Consider the following 18,322-nt stretch of genomic DNA (forward strand, 5'->3'; position numbering starts at 1 on the left):
CCGGGCCCCCCCGCCCCCCGCCCCCCCCCCCCCCCCCCCCCCCCCCCCCCCCCCCTTCCGTTGCCGCCGCGGGTCCGTCCCCGTCCGACGCCGTCGACCCGCCGCGCGGGCCGTGAGGCCCGGGCGGGCCGCCGCGCGGGCACGGCCCCGTCGGTCCGCTGACACAGCGGCAGGAACCGTAACCCCTCCGACTTCCCCGGCACAGGAGATGCACACCCCGCCGTTCCCTCGCGCTGTGACGTGTGGCACCATGCTGGCCACCCCACCGGCACAGCCTCAGGAGACCCTCCTAGTGCAGTCTTCCGCCGTCCCGGAGCTCGCCCACGCCCACACCCGCCCCATCCACTGGCTCGCCACCGCGACGGCCGTCGCCGGGGTGGTGGCCTTCTCCTCGGTCCTGCAGCCCGGCGCGGCGACCGCCGCCCAGCCCGCCGCCCCCGAGACCAAGAGCGCCCCGGCGCACCTGACTCCGCCCGACCCGGCCGCCGTGGCGTTCCCGATCGAGTGCGGCCCGGTGAAGGCCGTGGTGAAGAAACGGGCTTCCGGAGACCTGGACGGCGACGGCCGGCCCGAGACGGTTGCCGTGGTCCACTGCGACTCCCCGATGGGCACCCCGCCGGACGGCGTGTACGTCCTGACCCGCGACACCGACGGCGCCGAGCCGCGGGTCGTGGCCACCCTGCTCGACCCCAAGGACGGCACCACCGTCACCGACTTCGGCATCGTCGACGGAGCCGTCAAGGCCACGCTCCTCGGCTACTCCTCGGCCGACGTGCCGCGTTGCTGCCCCGACGTGAAGAGCGACGCGAAATGGCGTTGGCGTGACGGCTCTTTCGTCCGCTCGACGCCTGCCGGGGCACGCAGCGTGTGAGGCGTGTGCGACGCCGCGTGTGAGATATCAGACAGCAGTGACGCAATGTAGAGAAGTGGTCACTCTGCGTCCGGCCCGTAGACCTCGGCCCTGTCCGAAACCCGCCGTACGTGGATGCACTCGCCCGGACACTCCTTCGCGGAGTCGATCACGTCCGTGAGAAGTGGCAGCGGAACGGGCGTTGTCGCTCCCTTGTCCTGGAGCAACTCGTCGTCGGCGCTCTTCACATAGGCCAGACCGTCGATGTCCAGCTCGAACACCTCGGGCGCGTACTGGGCGCAGATGCCGTCACCGGTACACAGGTCCTGGTCGATCCAGACCTCCAGCTCCTCGCCCGCTGCCCCGGCCACCTGCTGCACGCTCATCTCTCCTGCCGTTTCTCCGCCGGGCCGGGTCGGGAATCCGGCCAGCTCCGGCGGGTGTTGAACAGTTCGACCCTACCTTCGCCTGGGTTCCAATCATGTTCGCTGGGTATTCCCCTGGCGTGAGGGAGAGCGCAAGGGTGAAGATCGGACACACCCCGACCGTCTTTGTGATCTAGGGGTTTCAATCGACACCCGCCCAGGTAGGGTCTGGAAGCGTCCAGCTCCCCTTGGAGGAGGTGAGGACCGTGGCAGCCCACGACGACGACATGAACCGCGGCATCCGCCCGGGACGCGGGTCCGACGACCCGGCCGGGCAGATCGCCTACCTTGAGCAGGAGATCGCCGTCCTGCGGCGCAAGCTCGCCGACTCTCCGCGACACACGAGGATTCTCGAAGAGCGGATCGTCGAGCTGCAGACCAATCTGGCCGGCGTGTCCGCGCAGAACGAACGACTCGCCAACACGCTCCGTGAGGCCCGGGACCAGATCGTGGCCCTCAAGGAGGAAGTCGACCGGCTCGCACAGCCGCCGGCCGGCTTCGGGGTCTTCCTGACGGCGAACGAGGACGGCACTGCCGACATCTTCACCGGCGGCCGCAAGCTCAGGGTGAACGTCAGCCCCAGCGTCGAGCTCGACGAGCTCCGGCGCGGCCAGGAAGTAATGCTCAACGAAGCGCTCAACGTGGTCGAGGCCATGGAGTTCGAGCGCGTCGGTGACATCGTCACCCTCAAGGAGATCCTCGAGGACGGCGAGCGGGCCCTCGTGCTCGGGCACACCGACGAGGAGCGGGTGGTACGGCTCGCCGAGCCGCTGCTGGACGTGAACATCCGGCCCGGTGACGCCCTGCTGCTCGAACCCCGCTCGGGTTACGTCTACGAGATCGTTCCGAAGAGCGAGGTCGAGGAACTCGTCCTCGAAGAGGTCCCCGACATCGGCTACGAGCAGATCGGCGGTCTCGGCGGCCAGATCGAGGCCATCCGCGACGCGGTCGAGCTCCCGTACCTCTACCCGGACCTGTTCAAGGAGCACGAACTGCGGCCGCCCAAGGGCGTCCTGCTGTACGGGCCCCCCGGATGCGGCAAGACGCTCATCGCCAAGGCCGTGGCCAACTCGCTGGCCAAGAAGGTCGCCGAAGTGACCGGCCAGGCCGCCGGCAAGAGCTTCTTCCTCAACATCAAGGGCCCCGAGCTCCTGAACAAGTACGTCGGTGAGACGGAGCGGCAGATCCGCCTCGTCTTCCAGCGGGCCCGTGAGAAGGCCAGCGAGGGCACGCCCGTCATCGTCTTCTTCGACGAGATGGAGTCCCTCTTCCGCACCCGTGGCTCCGGTGTCAGCTCGGACGTGGAGAACACCATCGTCCCGCAGCTGCTCGCCGAGATCGACGGTGTGGAGGGCCTGCAGAACGTGGTCGTGATCGGCGCCTCCAACCGCGAGGACATGATCGACCCCGCCATCCTGCGGCCCGGCCGGCTCGACGTGAAGATCAAGATCGAGCGTCCGGACGCCGAGGCGGCCAAGGACATCTTCGGCAAGTACCTCACGGAGCGCCTCCCGCTGCACGGCGACGACCTCGCCGAGCACAGCGGCTCCAAGGCCACCACGGTCCAGAGCATGATCCAGACGGCCGTGGAACAGATGTACGCCGAGTCCGAGGAGAACCGCTTCCTGGAGGTCACCTACGCCAACGGTGACAAGGAGGTCCTCTACTTCAAGGACTTCAACTCCGGCGCCATGATCGAGAACATCGTGGGCCGTGCCAAGAAGATGGCGATCAAGGACTTCCTCGAGAAGAACCAGAAGGGCCTCCGCGTCTCCCACCTCCTCCAGGCCTGCGTGGACGAGTTCAAGGAGAATGAGGACCTGCCGAACACCACCAACCCGGACGACTGGGCCCGGATCTCCGGAAAGAAGGGCGAGCGGATCGTGTACATCCGTACGCTCATCACCGGAAAGCAGGGCGCGGACACCGGACGCTCCATCGACACGGTGGCGAATACCGGCCAGTACCTGTAAAAGGCAGGGCGGCTGCGGGTGCCCTCGGCGGGTACCCGCAGCCGACTGTTTTTCGGGCCACGGCTGGAGCAACGCAATGACGCAAATGATCTCCCCACCAGCGCAAAGGCGTTCTAGGCTCTTGCGTACCGCCGAGTCGCGCAGTGCGGGGACGGGCACCGCACACGCAACCGAGCGCCAGCGGTATCTGAGTGGCGCCCACGACCGAGGGTGCCGCCGGGCAAGGAGGGCCGCATGACCGTACGGCGAGTAATGGGCATCGAGACGGAGTACGGGATCTCCGTCCCCGGCCACCCCAACGCCAATGCCATGCTCACCTCGTCCCAGATCGTGAACGCCTACGCGGCTGCGATGCACCGGGCCCGCCGGGCTCGCTGGGACTTCGAGGAGGAGAACCCGCTGCGGGACGCGCGAGGTTTCGACCTCGCCCGCGAGGCCGCCGACTCCAGCCAGCTCACCGACGAGGACATCGGCCTGGCCAACGTGATCCTCACCAACGGTGCACGGCTCTACGTCGACCACGCACACCCCGAGTACAGCTCCCCCGAGGTGACCAATCCCCGGGACGCCGTCCTCTGGGACAAGGCCGGCGAGCGGATCATGGCGGAGGCCGCGGAACGGGCCGCGCAGCTGCCTGGTGCCCAGCCGATCCACCTGTACAAGAACAACACCGACAACAAGGGCGCGTCCTACGGCACGCACGAGAACTACCTGATGAAGCGGGAGACCCCCTTCTCGGACATCGTGCGTCACCTGACGCCGTTCTTCGTCTCCCGTCAGGTCTTCGCCGGGGCGGGCCGCGTCGGCATCGGCCAGGACGGGCACGAGCACGGCTTCCAGCTCAGCCAGCGAGCCGACTACTTCGAGGTCGAGGTCGGCCTCGAGACGACGCTCAAGCGCCCCATCATCAACACCCGCGACGAGCCGCACGCGGACGCCGAGAGGTACCGGCGGCTGCACGTGATCATCGGCGACGCGAACCTGTCGGAGATCTCGACCTATCTCAAGCTGGGCACGACCTCGCTGGTGCTGTCGATGATCGAGGACGGTTTCATCGCCGTCGACCTGGCCGTCGACCAGCCCGTCCGCACCCTCCACCAGGTCTCGCACGACCCGTCCCTCAAGCGCGTCATCACGTTGCGCAGCGGCCGTACGCTCACGGCGGTCCAGTTGCAGATGGAGTACTACGAGCTGGCGCGCAAGTACGTGGAGGAGCGCTTCGGCGCCGACGCGGACGAACAGACCAAGGACGTCCTCGCACGCTGGGAGGACACCCTCACCCGTCTGGAGCACGACCCGATGAGCCTGGCCGGAGAGCTGGACTGGGTCGCCAAGCGGGAGCTCATGGAGGGCTACCGGCGCCGGGACAGTCTCGACTGGGACGCGGCGCGACTGCACCTGGTCGACCTCCAGTACGCCGACGTACGGCCCGAGAAGGGCCTGTACAACCGTCTGGTGGCCCGCGGGCGCATGAAGCGGCTGCTGACCGACCCGGACGTGGAGAGGGCCCGTACGACGCCACCGGAGGACACGCGGGCGTACTTCCGCGGCCGCTGCCTGGAGCAGTACGCGGACGACGTCGCGGCGGCCTCCTGGGACTCGGTGATCTTCGATCTGCCCGGCCGGGATTCGCTGCAGCGGGTCCCAACCCTGGAACCGCTTCGCGGAACGCGTAATCACGTCAAGGAGCTCCTCGACCGCTGCCGCACCGCGGAAGACCTGGTCAGGGTCCTGTCCGGGGGGTGAGCGCAGATCGCGGGTACTCGGGAGGGGCCCGCAGGGCAGGGTGGAAAATCCCTGGCCCGGGAATCATCGAGGTGGTCCCCGTACGTTGGAGCAACTGCGGGGCCATTGTCAGACCCGGCGAGTAGGGTCTGATCTTGACCGAGCAACTGTGTCGGGCGAACCGAGCGGGGTGAGGGATATGGCGACCAAGGACACCGGCGGCGGACAGCAGAAGGCCACCCGGTCCACCGAGGAGGTCGAGGAGCAGGCTGCGGAGACGCAGGCTTCGGAGGACCTCAAGGAGCGTCAGGAGAAGCTGAGCGACGACGTGGACTCGGTCCTGGACGAGATCGACGACGTACTCGAGGAGAACGCCGAGGACTTCGTGCGGTCCTTTGTTCAAAAGGGTGGCCAGTAAGGCGCCTGAACCTTCATTCCGAAGGTGAACGGAGCGCATGGGTGAGGACTAGCCGAAGCGCGGAGCGCTGCGTGCGGGGCACCGCATGACGTGATGCCCTGACGCGCGGCACTCCGGGCGTCGGCGGGCCCCACGGCCCGCCGGCCGCTCGGCGTGCGCGGGCGGCGAGTGCGGCGCCGCTCCGGCGGAGTTGGTCCCGCCGGGCATGTGGATCACCGCCTGAGGACGGGTAGGGTCCGAGGCATACCGAGCCCCCGGTGGCAACCGGACCGGGGTTTGTTCCAAGGATCGGCCCGACGTCACAGGGCGGGCTGTCGCATACGTGGAAGGAATCGCGTGGAAGCCAACACTCGTAGCACCGGGCGTCTACCAGCTGCCTTCCTGACGCCAGGGTCCTCCTCCTTCATGGACTTCCTGTCCGAGCACCAGCCGGAGATCCTCCCCGGCAACCGGCAACTGCCCCCCACCCAGGGCGTGATCGAGGCACCGCACGGCACGACCATCGTCGCCGTGACGTTCCCCGGCGGTGTGGTCCTCGCCGGCGACCGGCGGGCCACCATGGGCAACGTCATCGCGCAGCGGGACATCGAGAAGGTCTTCCCGGCCGACGAGTACTCGGCGGTGGGCATCGCCGGCACGGCGGGCCTGGCCGTGGAGATGGTGAAGCTGTTCCAGCTCGAACTGGAGCACTTCGAGAAGGTCGAGGGCGCGCAGCTGTCCCTGGAGGGCAAGGCGAACCGGCTGTCGACGATGATCCGCTCCAACCTGGGCATGGCCATGCAGGGCCTGGCCGTGGTGCCGCTGTTCGCCGGGTACGACGTGGACCGCGACAGGGGCCGCATCTTCTCCTACGACGTCACCGGCGGCCGCTCCGAGGAGCACAACTACGCCGCCACCGGTTCCGGGTCGATCTTCGCGCGCGGCGCGATGAAGAAGCTCTTCCGGGACGACCTCAGCGAGGCCGAGGCCACGACGCTCGTGGTCCAGGCGCTCTACGACGCGGCAGACGACGACTCGGCGACCGGTGGTCCCGATGTCGCCCGCCGGATCTATCCCATCGTCACCGTGATCACCGACGACGGCTTCCGCCGGCTCACCGAGAACGAGGCCTCCGAGATCGCGCGCTCGGTTCTGGAGCGGCGGCTGGAGCAGCCCGACGGGCCGCGGGCCGCGCTGCTGTAGCGGCGATCGTCTTCGTGAGGGTGGTCCAGTGAACCGACGCAATCTTCAAGAGAGGGACGGATAACCGGTGTCGACGCCGTTCTATGTCTCACCCCAGCAGGCCATGGCCGACCGGGCGGAGTACGCCCGCAAGGGCATCGCCCGTGGTCGCAGCCTCGTCGTGCTGCAGTTCGCCGACGGCATCGTGTTCGTCGGCGAGAACCCGTCCCGTGCGCTGCACAAGTTCAGCGAGATCTACGACCGGATCGGCTTCGCGGCCGCCGGCAAGTACAACGAGTACGAGAACCTGCGGATCGGCGGCGTGCGCTACGCCGATCTGCGGGGCTACACCTACGACCGGGACGATGTGACGGCCCGCGGCCTGGCGAACGTGTACGCGCAGACGCTCGGCACGATCTTCTCCAGCGCCGCCGAGAAGCCGTACGAGGTCGAGCTGGTCGTCGCCGAGGTCGGGGAGACGCCCGAGGGCGACCAGATCTACCGGCTGCCGCACGACGGCTCCATCGTGGACGAGCACGGCTCGGTCGCGGTGGGCGGCAACGCAGAGCAGATCAGCAGCTACCTGGACCAGCGCCACCAGGAGGGCATGACCCTCGCGGAGGCGCTGAAGCTGGCGGTGCAGGCGCTGTCCCGCGACACCAACGGCAGCGAGCGAGAGATCCCCGCGGAGCGGCTGGAAGTCGCCGTGCTGGACCGCACCCGGCCGCAGAAGCGCAAGTTCAAGCGGATCAGCGGGCCTCAGCTGTCCCGTCTGCTCGCTGCGGGTGCCGCGGGCGGCGACGAGGGGGCGTCGGACGACGCCGAGTAGTCCTGAGGCGGTCATGGGCGCGCTCCGGCCAGTGGTTCGTGGCCGGGGCGCGTCGGTGTGCGCGGGTGCGGGCTCACTCAGCCTGCGGGCATGCGTGCCGCCGGGCAATGGGTGTCCCCCCTGCTCGTGACGCCGAGAGCCAGGGGGAGGGTGGGCGCAGGCAGCACCTCGCCGCGCCGAGTTGCGCCTCGACCCCGCCTCGGCGGCTACGCCGGGCTCAGCCGGCGGGGCGGTGCTGTGGAGTCGCGTACGACCAGGTGGACCTGGATGTCACCCTCCTCCGGTGCGCGGCCCTCCAGCACCGCCAGGAGCGCCCGCATGCCCCGCTCCCCGAACAGCTCCGCGTTCAGGTGGACCGTCGTCAGCTCCGGGTCCATCGCCGTGGCCAGGGCCAGGTCGTCGACGCCCGTGACCGACAGATCGTCCGGGATGCGCAGCCCCAGGCGTCGGGCCGCCTTGTATGTGCCGGCCGCGAGCTGGTCGTCGTCGCAGATGACGGCGGTGGGACGGTCGCCGGGGGCGGAGAGGGCGGCCTGGGCGGCCGGCACCGCCCCCTCGATGGAGATCGGGGAGCGGGCCGTACGCACCGTCGTGCCCGGCACCTCGTCCAGCCGCGCCGCCAGTTCCCGGGCGCGGACCTCGAACGTCCAGGACGGGACGTCCGCCGCCAGGTGCAGGAAGTGGCGGTGCCCCAGGGACAGCAGGTGCTCGGCGGCCTGCCGGATGCCGTCGGCGATGTCCAGGTTCACCGTCGCCGCACCCAGGCTCCCGGCCGGGTCGCTGTCCAGCATCACCAGCGGGAGCGCCTCGCCGCGGATCGCGGTCAGGGCGTCCGCGGCCATGGAGGAGGCGATCACGCCGTCCAGCGCGGACTGCGCGGAGGCGAAGGGGTCACGGGCCGGGCCGATGCCCTCGGGGGAGGGGTAGAGGACCACGCCGAAGCCGTGCTCGGCGGCGACCCTGGCTGCGCCCGTGTAGACGCCGGCGAAGAACTCCGTGGTGAGGGCCGGGACGACCAGCAGGACCGTACGGGTGCGGCCCAGGCGCAGGTTGCGGGCGGCCAGGTTCGGGCGGTAGCCCAGGTCGCGGGCGGCCGCCCGGACGCGTTCAGCTGTGGCCTCGGAGACCCGGCCGCGCCACTTGTCGCCGAGGACCAGCGACACGGCCGCCTGGGAGACGCCGGCGGCCTGGGCGACGTCCCGGCTCGTCGGTCGGGTGCTGCCTCGTGCCACCGTCGGCCCGCTCCTTCGTCTGGACTCGTGAACAGCGGACATGGTACGTATGAGATCCGACGTTATACGTAAAACCTAGGGCGGGGACATGGCCACGGGATACCTGGAGATCCTCCGGGCGCGACACGCCGCCCGGCTGCTCGTCGGCACGCTCGTGGGCCGGCTGCCCTGCGCCACGGCCCCCATCGCGATCGTGCTGTTCGTGCGGGCCGAGGGAGGTACGTACACTCTGGCCGGTGCCCTGGCGGCCGTGTACGGCGTCGCCAACGCCGTCGGGCAGCCCGTGCTGGGCAGGATCGTGGACCTGTGCGGGCAGCCGCGCGTGCAACTGCCCGCGGCCGTCCTCTCCGGGGTCGCGATGGCCGTCTTCGCCTTCGCGGGGATCGGGACACTGCCGCTCGCCTACGCGGCCGTGGCCGGGGCCGGGCTCTTCACTCCGCCCCTGGAGGGCGGACTGCGGGCGCTGTGGCCCTCCGTGCTGCGCCGGGAGGACCAGGTGCACACGGCGTACGCCATGGACGCCGTGGCCCAGGAGGTCATGTTCACCGTCGGGCCGCTCCTCGTGACGCTCTGCGTGTCCCTGTGGTCAGCCCAGGCCGCGCTGCTCCTGCTGAACGTCGTCGGGGTGCTGGGAGCGCTGTCCGTCGTCGTGTCGGAGCCCTCGCGTGCCTGGCGGTCGGCGCCGCGCGAGGCCCACTGGCTGGGTGCGCTGCGCTCGTCGGGGCTGCTGGCGCTGCTGACGGCGTTTCTGTTCATCGGGATGGCGCTCGGGTCCATCACCGTGGCCTCCGTGCCCTACGCGGACGAGCACGGTGGCGACGCCGTGTACGGGTGGCTGATGGCGGCCCTGGGCTTCGGCGCGCTGGTCGGCGGCACGGTGTACGGCGCGCGGCAGTGGGCCGGTGAGCCCGCGCGGCGACTGCGGGTGCTGGTCGCGCTTCTGGTGGTGTGTTACCTGCCGCTGATGCTGATGCCGGACGCGGTCGCCATGGTGGCGCTGACCGCGCTCGCGGGGGTCTTCCTCGCGCCCGCCATCGCCTGTGCGTTCGTCCTGGTGGACCGGCACGCCCCACGAGGCACCGTCACCGAGGCGTTCTCCTGGCTCGTGACGACGTTCACCGTCGGCCACTCGGTCGGAACGGGCGTGGCAGGGCCCGTCGTCGAGCAGGGCGGGGCCCTGTGGGGCTTCGCCGTACCGGGTGTGGCAGGTGGCGTGTCCTTGCTGGTTTTGGTCGCCACAGGACGGGTAGTCGCAGCTCCCGGCCAGGAAGCGGTTGTTGCGGCCGGTTCGGAAAATGATCCAAACCGTGCCGTCGAACCCCGTTTCAGTTCAGGGGATCGGGCGTAATGTTCCCTCATGGACCGCCGCATTTTCGGGCTGGAGAACGAGTACGGCGTCACGTGCACGTTCAGGGGACAGCGCCGCCTGTCTCCTGACGAGGTGGCGCGGTACCTCTTCCGCCGTGTCGTGTCATGGGGCCGCAGCAGCAACGTCTTTCTGCGAAACGGCGCCCGCCTCTATCTCGACGTGGGATCGCATCCGGAATACGCGACACCGGAATGCGACAACGTGACCGAACTGGTCACCCACGACAAAGCGGGCGAGCGCATTCTCGAAGGACTCCTGGTGGACGCCGAACGACGCCTGCACGAGGAGGGAATCGCGGGCGACGTCTACCTCTTCAAGAACAACACCGACTCGGCGGGCAACTCCTACGGCTGCCACGAGAACTATCTGGTCGCCCGGCACGGGGAGTTCTCCCGACTCGCGGACATTCTCATTCCGTTCCTGGTCACCCGGCAGTTGCTGTGCGGTGCGGGCAAGGTGCTGCAGACACCGCGCGGCGCCGTGTACTGCGTCAGCCAGCGCGCCGAGCACATCTGGGAGGGCGTCTCCTCGGCGACGACCCGCTCCCGGCCCATCATCAACACGCGTGACGAGCCGCACGCCGACGCCGAGCGCTACCGCCGCCTGCACGTCATCGTGGGCGACTCCAACATGTCCGAGACGACCATGCTGCTCAAGGTCGGTGCCACCGACCTGGTGCTGCGCATGATCGAGGCGGGCACGGTGATGCGGGACCTCACCCTGGAGAACCCGATCCGGGCGATCCGCGAGGTCAGCCATGACATCACCGGCCGCCGCAAGGTGCGCCTGGCCAGCGGACGCGAGGCCTCCGCCCTGGAGGTGCAGCGTGAGTACTACGAGAAGGCCCTGGACTTCTGCGAGCGCCGGGGCATCCGCACCGGCACCGTCGAGCAGGTCCTGGAGCTGTGGGGCCGGGCCCTGGACGCGATCGAGTCCGAGGACCTCGACCGCATCGGCACCGAGATCGACTGGGTCATGAAGTACAAGCTCATCGAGCGGTACCGCGCCAAGCACAACATGACCATGTCGCATCCGAGGGTCGCGCAGATAGACCTCGCCTACCACGACATCCACCGCCGTCGTGGCCTGTACTACCTGCTCGAGAAGAAGGGCCAGGCGGCCCGTATCTGCAACGACTTGAAGATCTTCGAGGGCAAGTCCGTCCCGCCGCAGACGACGCGTGCCCGGCTGCGCGGGGACTTCATCCGGAGGGCCCAGGAACAGCGCCGTGACTTCACGGTCGACTGGGTCCACCTCAAGCTCAACGATCAGGCCCAGCGGACCGTGCTGTGCAAGGACCCGTTCCGTTCCGTGGACGACCGGGTGGAAAAGCTGATCGCCGGAATGTGAGGCGTGCGGCCCGGCCGCCAAGCCGATGCCCGAAGGTTTTCGCGCCTTCGGGCATCGGCGTTTTTCCCGCCCTGTTCCACACCGTGAGCCGCCGGAACAGGGGCGTAGTGCCGCGCGGTGTGGGGAGCGTGGTGCGGGTACGCCGTAGAGTGGCTGGCATTGCCCCCACCCCCGATCCCAGTTGGACTGATGAACTACAACACGAAACGACTCGTGGCCGCGCTGCTGGCCGTTCCCGCCCTGTTGTTCACCGCCGCGTGCGGATCGGACGACGGGAACAACGGCGACGCGGCGGGAGGCGTCGCAGAGGTCAAGGGGAAAGTCGGGGCGAAGCCCGAGATCTCCGTTCCGAAGGACGGCAAGCCGTCCGGCGAGACCGTGGTCAAGACGCTCTCGGCGGGCAGCGGGACCCCGATCAAGGGATCGGACTTCGTCCGTCTGGACTGGACCGTCGAGAAGTGGGGCGGTGACCAGGAGCTCGGCGGCACGTGGGCCGCGACGCCGGCGGGTGACAAGGCGCCCCGGCGGCAGTCCATCGAGCAGATCGGCAAGCCCAGCCAGCAGCTGCCCGAGAAGGTCCTCGACGCGGTGAAGGGCAAGAAGCCCGGCAGCCGCGTCCTGGTGCAGGGCACCGCGGGCGACCTGATCGGCCAGAACCTGAACACGTCCTCCGGGATCTCCGCCAAGGACGTGCTGATCTGGGTCATCGACCCGGTAGGTGCCGCGAGCGTCGACACCAAGTCCGAGGTCAAGGGTGAGCAGGCGCCCTCCGAGCCGGGTATGCCCGAGGTGGAGTCGCCCTCGCAGAAGGCCGCGGACATCACCGTCCCCAAGGGCGAGAAGGCTCCCAAGGACCTCAAGGAGCAGGTCCTGATCAAGGGCGACGGCAAGAAGGTCGAAGCCGGTCAGGGACTCATCGCCCAGTACACCGGGGTCAAGTGGGAGGACGGCAAGAAGTTCGACTCCTCCTGGGACCACGGCGGCGCCACCGCCTTCCAGATCGGCAACGGCTCCGTGGTGGCAGGCTGGGACAAGGGCCTCGTCGGCAAGCACGTGGGCGACCGGGTGCTGCTGGTGATCCCGCCCTCGCTGGGCTACGGCGCCAACCCCCAGAGTGAGCTGGCCAAGAACACCCTGGTCTTCACGGTGGACATCCTCGGCACGGTCTGACCCGTCCGGTCTGTGAGACTGTTCCCGACGCAGGTCACGTAACAAGGAGAGATGAAGTGAGCATCGACAAGCCCGAGATCGACTTCCCGGGCGGCGAGCCCCCGGCGGACCTCGAGATCAAGGACATCTGGGAGGGCGACGGCCCGGTCGCCGAGGCCGGCCAGACCGTCACCGTGCACTACGTGGGTGTCTCCTTCAGCACGGGCGAGGAGTTCGACGCCAGCTGGAACCGCGGCACCCCCTTCCGCTTCCCGCTGGGCGGCGGCCGGGTCATCAAGGGCTGGGACCAGGGCGTGCAGGGCATGAAGGTCGGCGGCCGCCGCCAGCTGACCATCCCCGCCCACCTCGCCTACGGCAACCAGAGCCCGTCTCCTCTGATCAAGCCCGGCGAGACGCTGATCTTCGTGGTCGACCTGCTCGGAGTCTGAGCAAGCTCCGGACAGACTCGATCACGTGGGGCCCATGCCTGTTCGGGCATGGGCCCTCGGCTTTTGCCGTGCCACCGTGTGGCGGTACGGTCATCGCTCGTAAGCACCATAGGGAGGCGAAGCGCATCGATGGCCATTGCCAAGGCAGAGCGGCTGATGAACCTGGCGCTGTGTCTGCTCGGGACGCGGCGGCCCCTCAGCAAGCGTGAGCTGCGCGACTCCATCGAGGCCTACGTCGAGGCCTTCGGGCCGGGGACCGGCGCGACCGGCTCCGATGATTCCTTCAACCGCATGTTCGAGCGCGACAAGGACGACCTGCGCGAGCTCGGCCTGGTCATCGAGACCGTCGAGAGCCTCGACGGCGAGATCGGCTATCTGGCCCGCCGCGACAGCAACCGCCTGCCGCCCATCACTCTGGACGCGGAGGAGGCCGCCGCCCTCGGGCTGGCCGCCAAGGTGTGGCAGCAGGCCCGGCTCGCCGGAGCGGCCAGCGGCGCCCTGCAGAAGCTGCGCGCGGCCGGACTCCCCGAGGACGTCGACCCCTACGGGTCGCACGGCGCGCTGGAGCCGCGCATCCCGGTGCACGAGGCCGCGTTCGAGCCGCTGATGCTGGCGTGCCGGGACCGCAGGCCCGTCGCCTTCGACTACCGCAAGGCCACCGCCGCCCGTCCCGAGCAGCGGCACGTGGAGCCCTGGGCGCTGGAGTGCTGGCGGGGCCATTGGTATCTGGCGGGCTGGGACCGTGACCGTGGCGCCGAGCGGGTCTTCCGGCTGTCGAGGATCACCGGCAAGGTCCGCTCGCGCGGCGGCCGCTACACCGCCGAGGTGCCGGACGTCGTCACCGTCCGGGAGACCGTAGCGAGCTGGGCCGGGGAGATCGCCGACCGCTCGGCGCGGATCCGGCTGCGCGCCGGCGCGGGGTACCCCCTTCGGGCGAAGGCCACCTCCGTCCGGGAACTCGGCGACGGCTGGGACGAGTTGGAGATTCCGTACGGCCACGGGCTGGACGCGTGGCTGGTGGAGTTCGGGCCGGACGTGGTCGTCCTGGAACCCGCCGAGCTGCGGGCCGACGTGGTGGACCGGCTGCGGGCCGTGGCCAAGGGCTGAGGGGGAGCGGACAGACAGTGGCAGGCAAACCGGTCAGGCCCGTGAACGCCATCGACCAGACCCGGCGGATGCTCTCGCTGGTGACGTATCTGCGGGAGCGTCCCGGAGCCCGGGTCGAGGACGTCGCGCGTGCCTTCGGCATCAGCGAGGACGAGCTGGTCTCCGACCTCGACGTGCTGCCCATGTGCGGCACCAGCTTCCGCGGCGGCGACCTGCTCGACATCGACACCGACGGCGAGCGCATCTGGTGGCACAACCCGGCAGCCCTCGCGGCGGAGGCGGCCGAACCGCTCAGACTCGCCGCCGACGAGGCCACCGCCCTGCTCGTGGCCGCCCGCGCGGTGTCCACGCTGCCCGGACTGCGCGAGAGCGACCGGCAGGCGCTGCTGCGCGCGACGGCCAAGGTGGAGACCGCGGCCGGTGAGGCGGCGGGTGCCAGCTCACGCCTGTCGGTGACCTTCGAGTCCGAGGGCGGCGTCTTCGCCGACGTCGACCGCGCGATCGCCGAGCGCCGCCGGCTGTGGATCCGCTACTACTCGCCCGCGCGCGACGAGGTCACCGAGCGGGAGATCGACCCCATCCGCCTGGTCAGCGTCGGGCACACCTACGTCGAGGCCTGGTGCCGCCGCTCCGAGGCGCGCCGCACCTTCCGCCTCGACCGGGTCGCCGAGATCAAGATCCTCGACGAGCCGTCGGCGCCGCCCGAGATCGAGCTGCGGGACCTCTCCGAGGCCCTGGTGCAGCCCGCGGCCGAGGACCCGGAGGTCGTGATCGAGGTCGGACCCGGCGGCCGCTGGGTCGCCGAGTACTACCCGCACGACAGTGCGGATGAGCTTCCGGACGGCGGGCTGCGTATCACTCTGCGGACCCCCGACCCGGCGTCGCTCCGGCGTCTGGCCCTGCGGCTCGGGCGGGACGGCCGGATCGTCTCCCCGCCGGAGCTCGCCGGCAGTGCCCGCCAGGCGGCCCGCGAGGCACTGGCGGCGTACGACGGGATCGAGGCGATGGACGAGATTGAGGCGGGGCGGACGGATCGCGCCGTCCGGGACACCGACGGTCCGCAGGTGGCGCGGACGGTTCCGGACGGGCCGGGCGACGGGCCCGAGTGAGCCACAGGCGTCACCCGGGGGCCGCGTCCGGCGCCGCGGTACCGGTCGTGCACCCCGGAGGGGTACGACCCAGGAAGAGGAGCGAGGGCTTGAGCGAGTCGGTGACGCCGGGTGGTGTCCGGGGCATGACGGTGGAGTCCGCGTTCGCCGGGATGAGAAGCGTGACCCCGGTCCTGTTCCGGGCCGGCTGCCCCGACTGCCGGGGAGCGTTCGAGCTGGCCGCGGGCGCGCTGCGCCTGGCCATCGGCGCCACGAGCCGCACCACCTTCTACTCGTTCACCTGCCCCGAGTGCGGCGCGTCCGTCCGCAAGCCCGCGGGGGAGCGGATAGTGGAGCTGCTCACCGGCGGCGGCGTGCGGACCCTGCGACTGCACTCCACCGTCTAGTGCCGCCTCAGGCGGTGTTCGCGCCGCTCCTGCACGGGCGAACGTCGTCTGCCGCGGGACTGGTGGGTCGGGGATCCCGCCCGTTCAGGAAGGTCTAGGCTCGGCGTCATGTTCTGGCCGATGTTCGCGGTAGCTCTGGGATTCGTGGGTCTCGTCGTGCTCGGGGTGCTCGCCGTGCGGGTCTTCGTGGAGGCGCAGCGCCTGGGCAGGCAGGTCACGGACTCGGCGCGCCGTATCAACCGGGCCGCCGAGGACCTGGAGCGGTCGGCGCAGAGCGCGGCCCGTTCCGTCGACGCTCTGTGAGGTGTCCGGCGGGCGGCCGGGAGTTGCGTTTCGGGACACTTCGCCCTGTCACGTCGACGGCCCGTACAGGTACGCTGCTGATCGCGGCCCGGTTAACGAGGCACTGGTCGCGGACGGGAGTGCGCACAAGGGATGCAGAGGGATTGCCTCACGTTTACCCCCGAGCGTTACGATCGCTGACAGCACGATCGTTCGGACATGTGTCCGACCGGTCGGACAGCACCCCCACCACAGCCGCCTCGGTGAGAAGGTAAAGACTTATGTTCGGAAGGCTCGGAGCTCCCGAGATCATTCTCATCCTCGTCGTCATCATCCTGCTGTTCGGCGCGAAGAAGCTTCCGGACATGGCTCGGTCGCTCGGCAAGTCGGCCCGCATCCTCAAGAGCGAGGCCAAGGCGATGAAGGACGAGAACAAGTCGTCCACGACTCCCGCCGGCCCGCCCAACAACGACGAGCCCTCGCAGCGCACCATCCAGGCAGCGCCCGGCGACGTGACCAGCTCGCGCCCGGTCAACGAGCCCACGGACACGACCAAGCGCTGACGCAGGGCCGGTGACCTCCGGCCCGCCGCACGAGATGGGAACGTGGGTTGCTGAAGTCTGCCCGCAAACAGGAGAGGGATCCCGAGGGGCGCATGCCCCTCGCGGAGCACCTTCGCGAGCTCCGCAACCGGCTCGCCAAGGCGATGCTGGCGATCGTCCTCGTCACGGTCGTCGCCGCCTTCTTCTACAACGACATCATCAACTTGATCACCAAGCCGATCCTCGACTCGGTCGGCTGTGACAAGACATTCGAGGAACTCGCCAGGTCGCAGGCGGGCACCAAGCCCTGTGCGCAGATCACCATCAACGGCCTTCTCACCCCCTTCACGCTCGCGCTGAAGGTGTCCCTGATGGCCGGCGTCGTCCTCGCCTCGCCGATCTGGCTCTACCAGCTGTGGGCCTTCGTCGCGCCGGGCCTGCACCGGCACGAGAAGAAGTACGCCTACGCCTTCGTCGGCACCGGCGCCCCGCTGTTCGTCGTCGGTGCCTACTTCGCGTACACGGTCCTGCCCACCACGGCGAAGGTGCTCCTGGAGTTCACCCCGGGCGGCACGTCCAACCTCCTGCCGCTGGACGACCTGCTCGACCTGGTCATGCGGATGGTGCTGGTCTTCGGCCTCTCCTTCGAGCTGCCCCTGCTACTGGTCATGCTCAACCTCACCGGGGCGCTCACCGGCAAGCGCATGCTCGGCTGGTGGCGCGGCATGATCATGGGCATCACGGTCTTCGCGGCCGTCGCCACGCCCAGCACGGACCCGCTGACCATGCTGGCACTCGCGGCGCCGATCTGGGTCCTGTACTTCGCGGCCGTCGCCTTCTCCCTGCTCAACGACCGCCGCAAGGCCCGGCGCGAGGCCCTCGGCCCCGCCGACGACGAGGCCTCCGAGCTGGACCTCACCCCCGAGGACATCGGCGAGATCGAGCCCGTGACGACCGGCCGCGCGGCGCTGCCCGAGCAGGCCGGCCCGGAGCGCACGGACCGGGTCAACGGTTATGACGACGTGACCTGAAGATCGGCGGACAGCTCGTAGGGTCGGTCCCGTGACCAGCGAGATCACCCTCTTCGTCAACCCCACCGCGGGCCGCGGCCGGGGCGCCCGCGCGGCGCAGCCGGCCGCTTCCGCGTTGCGGGCCGCCGGCTTCTCGGTACGGACCGTCCTCGGCGAGGACGCCGCGGACGCGTTGGTCCGCGCCCGTGCGGCCGTCGCGTCCGGCACGGGCGCCCTGATCGCCGTGGGCGGCGACGGGATGGCGGGCCTCGCCCTGGAGGCGGTCGCGGGCACCCGCACCCCGCTCGGCCTGGTCGCGGTCGGCACCGGGAACGACTTCGCCCGTGCCCTCGGCCTGCCGGTGCGCGAGCCCGCCGCCGCGGGCCGCATGATCGCCGACGCCCTCAAGTGCGGCCGGATCCGCGACATCGACCTCGGGCGGGCCGGCGACCGCTGGTTCGGCACGGTCCTCGCCTCCGGCTTCGACTCCCGGGTGAACGACCGCGGCAACCGCATGCGATGGCCTGCCGGCCGTCTGAAGTACGACCTGGCGATGATCGCCGAACTGTCCGCGTTCCGGCCCGTCCCGTACCGGATCCGGCTCGACGACGGCGAGGTCCGCGAGGTCGAGGCGACCCTGGTCGCCGTCGGCAACGGCTCCTCGTACGGCGGCGGCATGCGGATCTGCCCCGGCGCCGACCTGACCGACGGGCTGTTCGACGTGACGGTGGTCGGCGACTGCAGCCGGGCGACGCTGCTGAAGGTGTTCCCGCGGGTGTACCGGGGGACGCACGTCGACCATCCGCAGGTGACCGTGGAGCGGGCGGCGCGGGTCGAGCTCGCCGCCGACGGAGTCACCGGCTACGCCGACGGGGAGCCGCTCGGCCCGCTGCCGCTGGTCGCGCGCTGCGTGCGCGGGGGCGTGCGGGTCGTCGGCCCCTGAGCTGCACGGATCC

General features: G+C 70.0%; 19 protein-coding genes. 17 read left to right on the forward strand and 2 right to left on the reverse strand.

Annotated features, from left to right (window positions below):
* The first annotated feature begins 292 nt into the window (after positions 1 to 292).
* On the forward strand, positions 293 to 871 hold the full coding sequence (locus tag ACIQU3_RS07935; protein ID WP_403728789.1) for a hypothetical protein: 579 nt from the start codon (positions 293 to 295) through the stop codon (positions 869 to 871).
* A 59-nt stretch (positions 872 to 930) separates the two neighbouring features.
* Here the strand turns inward: ACIQU3_RS07935 and ACIQU3_RS07940 are convergent, their stop codons facing one another.
* Positions 931 to 1,236 carry a ferredoxin gene (locus ACIQU3_RS07940; RefSeq protein WP_234848456.1) on the reverse strand — a complete coding sequence of 102 codons (306 nt, stop codon included), beginning with the start codon at positions 1,234 to 1,236 and terminating at the stop codon, positions 931 to 933.
* A gap of 245 nt (positions 1,237 to 1,481) precedes the next feature.
* On the opposite strand from ACIQU3_RS07940, the gene arc reads away from it, so the two are divergent.
* From arc to prcA, 5 genes are all read left to right on the forward strand, one after another.
* On the forward strand, positions 1,482 to 3,248 hold the full coding sequence (arc, locus tag ACIQU3_RS07945) for a proteasome ATPase (protein WP_361117146.1): 1,767 nt from the start codon (positions 1,482 to 1,484) through the stop codon (positions 3,246 to 3,248).
* Between the two features lie 234 nt (positions 3,249 to 3,482).
* Complete coding sequence (gene dop, locus ACIQU3_RS07950; protein WP_403728786.1) at positions 3,483 to 4,994, forward strand: depupylase/deamidase Dop; 1,512 nt, start codon at positions 3,483 to 3,485, stop codon at positions 4,992 to 4,994.
* 178 nt (positions 4,995 to 5,172) lie between these two features.
* Positions 5,173 to 5,391 carry a ubiquitin-like protein Pup gene (locus ACIQU3_RS07955; RefSeq protein ID WP_019757212.1) on the forward strand — a complete coding sequence of 73 codons (219 nt, stop codon included), beginning with the start codon at positions 5,173 to 5,175 and terminating at the stop codon, positions 5,389 to 5,391.
* A 336-nt stretch (positions 5,392 to 5,727) separates the two neighbouring features.
* A complete protein-coding gene (gene prcB / locus ACIQU3_RS07960; RefSeq protein ID WP_381441426.1) occupies positions 5,728 to 6,573 on the forward strand; it encodes a proteasome subunit beta in 846 nt (281 codons plus the stop codon).
* A gap of 67 nt (positions 6,574 to 6,640) precedes the next feature.
* A complete protein-coding gene (gene prcA, locus ACIQU3_RS07965; protein ID WP_403728783.1) occupies positions 6,641 to 7,381 on the forward strand; it encodes a proteasome subunit alpha in 741 nt (246 codons plus the stop codon).
* 206 nt (positions 7,382 to 7,587) lie between these two features.
* On the opposite strand, the gene ACIQU3_RS07970 is transcribed toward prcA, so the two are convergent.
* Positions 7,588 to 8,655, reverse strand: a complete 1,068-nt coding sequence (locus ACIQU3_RS07970; RefSeq protein WP_403728781.1) for a LacI family DNA-binding transcriptional regulator — start codon at positions 8,653 to 8,655, stop codon at positions 7,588 to 7,590.
* Between the two features lie 46 nt (positions 8,656 to 8,701).
* Here ACIQU3_RS07970 and ACIQU3_RS07975 point away from each other — a divergent pair, with 46 nt between their 5' ends.
* From ACIQU3_RS07975 to ACIQU3_RS08025, 11 genes are all read left to right on the forward strand, one after another.
* A complete protein-coding gene (locus ACIQU3_RS07975) occupies positions 8,702 to 9,961 on the forward strand; it encodes an MFS transporter (protein WP_403923915.1) in 1,260 nt (419 codons plus the stop codon).
* Between the two features lie 9 nt (positions 9,962 to 9,970).
* On the forward strand, positions 9,971 to 11,332 hold the full coding sequence (gene pafA, locus ACIQU3_RS07980; RefSeq protein ID WP_234848462.1) for a Pup--protein ligase: 1,362 nt from the start codon (positions 9,971 to 9,973) through the stop codon (positions 11,330 to 11,332).
* A 189-nt stretch (positions 11,333 to 11,521) separates the two neighbouring features.
* Positions 11,522 to 12,502 (forward strand): FKBP-type peptidyl-prolyl cis-trans isomerase, encoded by a 981-nt coding sequence (locus ACIQU3_RS07985; protein ID WP_403728775.1) that lies wholly within the window; start codon positions 11,522 to 11,524, stop codon positions 12,500 to 12,502.
* A gap of 56 nt (positions 12,503 to 12,558) precedes the next feature.
* Positions 12,559 to 12,930 carry an FKBP-type peptidyl-prolyl cis-trans isomerase gene (locus ACIQU3_RS07990; protein ID WP_234848464.1) on the forward strand — a complete coding sequence of 124 codons (372 nt, stop codon included), beginning with the start codon at positions 12,559 to 12,561 and terminating at the stop codon, positions 12,928 to 12,930.
* 129 nt (positions 12,931 to 13,059) lie between these two features.
* The gene (locus tag ACIQU3_RS07995) at positions 13,060 to 14,037 is read left to right on the forward strand and encodes a helix-turn-helix transcriptional regulator (RefSeq protein WP_403728772.1); all 978 of its coding nucleotides are present in this window, start codon (positions 13,060 to 13,062) and stop codon (positions 14,035 to 14,037) included.
* A 17-nt stretch (positions 14,038 to 14,054) separates the two neighbouring features.
* On the forward strand, positions 14,055 to 15,146 hold the full coding sequence (locus ACIQU3_RS08000) for a helix-turn-helix transcriptional regulator (protein WP_403923918.1): 1,092 nt from the start codon (positions 14,055 to 14,057) through the stop codon (positions 15,144 to 15,146).
* Between the two features lie 89 nt (positions 15,147 to 15,235).
* Positions 15,236 to 15,532, forward strand: a complete 297-nt coding sequence (locus tag ACIQU3_RS08005) for a hypothetical protein (RefSeq protein WP_403728767.1) — start codon at positions 15,236 to 15,238, stop codon at positions 15,530 to 15,532.
* A 108-nt stretch (positions 15,533 to 15,640) separates the two neighbouring features.
* The gene (locus tag ACIQU3_RS08010; RefSeq protein ID WP_403923921.1) at positions 15,641 to 15,835 is read left to right on the forward strand and encodes a hypothetical protein; all 195 of its coding nucleotides are present in this window, start codon (positions 15,641 to 15,643) and stop codon (positions 15,833 to 15,835) included.
* Positions 15,836 to 16,095: 260 nt separating this feature from the next.
* Positions 16,096 to 16,377: a Sec-independent protein translocase subunit TatA gene (gene tatA / locus ACIQU3_RS08015; protein ID WP_033311911.1), complete on the forward strand. Its 282-nt coding sequence runs from the start codon at positions 16,096 to 16,098 to the stop codon at positions 16,375 to 16,377.
* Positions 16,378 to 16,424: 47 nt separating this feature from the next.
* Complete coding sequence (gene tatC, locus ACIQU3_RS08020) at positions 16,425 to 17,387, forward strand: twin-arginine translocase subunit TatC (protein WP_403923924.1); 963 nt, start codon at positions 16,425 to 16,427, stop codon at positions 17,385 to 17,387.
* Positions 17,388 to 17,418: 31 nt separating this feature from the next.
* Positions 17,419 to 18,309, forward strand: a complete 891-nt coding sequence (locus ACIQU3_RS08025) for a diacylglycerol kinase (protein WP_403728758.1) — start codon at positions 17,419 to 17,421, stop codon at positions 18,307 to 18,309.
* Positions 18,310 to 18,322 lie beyond the last annotated feature (13 nt).

Source organism: Streptomyces sp. NPDC101110 (assembly GCF_044759525.1).
Taxonomy (GTDB): domain Bacteria; phylum Actinomycetota; class Actinomycetes; order Streptomycetales; family Streptomycetaceae; genus Streptomyces.

Coding starts and splice junctions, on each gene's coding strand:
- ACIQU3_RS07940 (WP_234848456.1), bottom strand. CDS start 1,236: ATGAGCGTGCAGCAGGTGGCCGGGGCAGCGGGCGAGGAGCTGGAGGTC.
- dop (WP_403728786.1), top strand. CDS start 3,483: ATGACCGTACGGCGAGTAATGGGCATCGAGACGGAGTACGGGATCTCC.
- ACIQU3_RS07955 (WP_019757212.1), top strand. CDS start 5,173: ATGGCGACCAAGGACACCGGCGGCGGACAGCAGAAGGCCACCCGGTCC.
- ACIQU3_RS07970 (WP_403728781.1), bottom strand. CDS start 8,655: ATGTCCGCTGTTCACGAGTCCAGACGAAGGAGCGGGCCGACGGTGGCA.
- ACIQU3_RS07975 (WP_403923915.1), top strand. CDS start 8,702: ATGGCCACGGGATACCTGGAGATCCTCCGGGCGCGACACGCCGCCCGG.
- pafA (WP_234848462.1), top strand. CDS start 9,971: ATGGACCGCCGCATTTTCGGGCTGGAGAACGAGTACGGCGTCACGTGC.
- ACIQU3_RS07985 (WP_403728775.1), top strand. CDS start 11,522: ATGAACTACAACACGAAACGACTCGTGGCCGCGCTGCTGGCCGTTCCC.
- ACIQU3_RS07995 (WP_403728772.1), top strand. CDS start 13,060: ATGGCCATTGCCAAGGCAGAGCGGCTGATGAACCTGGCGCTGTGTCTG.
- ACIQU3_RS08010 (WP_403923921.1), top strand. CDS start 15,641: ATGTTCTGGCCGATGTTCGCGGTAGCTCTGGGATTCGTGGGTCTCGTC.
- tatA (WP_033311911.1), top strand. CDS start 16,096: ATGTTCGGAAGGCTCGGAGCTCCCGAGATCATTCTCATCCTCGTCGTC.